We start from the raw sequence: 1380 nt of genomic DNA, 5'->3' as shown, positions 1-1380 counted from the left end.
CTGGACTGCACCCCTGAAGTGAGACACGATAATTTCAGTGACAGTGGGGTTGTCACGATGCGCTACCGCGCTTTGTTTTGCGCGAAGGCGGTTTCGAACTCAAGGGGCGACTGGTATCCGAGCGCCGAGTGCAGGCGCTCTTTGTTGTAGATCTCCGCGATAAAGCTGTTGATGTGGCGGCGTGCGTCGCCCAGATCGGTAAAGGCCTTGCCGTTGACCTGCTCGGCCTTGAGCGTTTTCATGAAGCTTTCGGCCTTGGCGTTGTCGAAGGGATTTCCCGGCCTGCTCATGCTGATGGTGATGTCGCGATCGGCCAGTCGCTGGCGGTAGGCGATGGACGCGTATTGCACGCCGCGATCGGAGTGATGGATCAGGCTGCCAGGTGCCGGCTTCCGGGCGTCGATGGCTTTCTCCAGCGCAGCGATGGCGAGTGAGGCATCGAGCGTATCTTCAAAAGCCCAGCCAACAGCCTTGCGCGAGAAGGCATCCAGAATGACGGCGAGATAGGCAAAGGTCTTGGCGAGATGGACATAGGTGATGTCGGCGACCCAGATCTGATCGGGGGCGGATGGCACCAGGCCGCGGACCAGATTGGGGATGACGAGAACGCCTGATGGTCGTTCTGCTGGCGGCTTCAGGAACGGCGTCCTGCGCTGTGCGAGCAGATTATCCTGGCGCATAAGCCGCTGAACTTTCTTGGCATTCACCACTATGCCTTGGCGCCGGAGAGCCGCGGTCACCCGCCGATAGCCGTAGAAGACGTGCTTGAGGCAGATGCGCTGGATCACGTCGCGCAGCTCGCACTCGGCTGTCTCGCGGCTGCGTTTGGCGAGACGACGGTAATACGTCGCGCGCGGAAGACCCGCGAGGCGGCATAGTCGCTGCACGTCGACGTTTGGGTCTGTTGCTTGCGAAGTCATCGCTTGGATGACTTCGATGACGCGGATGCGGGTTTGCCTTGCGCTGCCGGCCGCTCCAAGGCGCGCAAGGCTTGCCGAAAAAAATCGAGGTCCATCTGCTGGCGACCCACCAGCCCTTCGAGCTCGGCGATACGCGCTTTGGCGAGCACCAGGGCGGAGCGCTTGTCGTTGTACGTCGCCGGCGGCTTCAGCTTGCGGGGGCCAGGCTTGGGTCCGCGCTTGCGGTTCAATCCGTCTGGCCCATCGGCGTTCCACGCCTTGATCCAGTCGTGGAGAATCTTGCGAGAAATTCCGAGTTCACGGGCTACGGGCAGAACGCCGTCACCTCTCTCAACCCGCTTGATCGCCTTTATCTTGTAGGCCGTCGGAAACTGACGGTTCTTTCCTTGTCCTGCCACAGGTCATCCTCGGAATGCCTGTCACTGAAATTATCGTGTCTCACTTCAGGGGTGCAGTCCAG

2 protein-coding genes are annotated in these 1380 nt (G+C 60.7%); both read right to left on the bottom strand.

Going from position 1 to position 1380, the window contains the following annotated elements; all coding sequences use genetic code 11:
- Window positions 1-62 precede the first annotated feature (62 nt).
- The gene (locus JQ587_RS36585) at window positions 63-920 is read right to left on the bottom strand and encodes an IS3 family transposase (RefSeq protein WP_212428605.1); all 858 of its coding nucleotides are present in this window, start codon (window positions 918-920) and stop codon (window positions 63-65) included.
- A complete protein-coding gene (locus tag JQ587_RS36580) occupies window positions 917-1318 on the bottom strand; it encodes a helix-turn-helix domain-containing protein (RefSeq protein ID WP_212428604.1) in 402 nt (133 codons plus the stop codon). The genes JQ587_RS36585 and JQ587_RS36580 overlap by 4 nt, the downstream gene beginning before the upstream one ends.
- Window positions 1319-1380 lie beyond the last annotated feature (62 nt).

Source organism: Bradyrhizobium manausense (assembly GCF_018130615.1).
GTDB classification, from domain to species: domain Bacteria; phylum Pseudomonadota; class Alphaproteobacteria; order Rhizobiales; family Xanthobacteraceae; genus Bradyrhizobium; species Bradyrhizobium manausense_A.
Note: the sequence above shows the minus strand (reverse complement) of the source record. Positions and strands in the feature narration are given on the sequence as shown.

Excerpts from the sequence above, each read along its gene's own strand:
- JQ587_RS36585 (WP_212428605.1), bottom strand. The coding sequence starts at position 920 with ATGACTTCGCAAGCAACAGACCCAAACGTCGACGTGCAGCGACTATGC.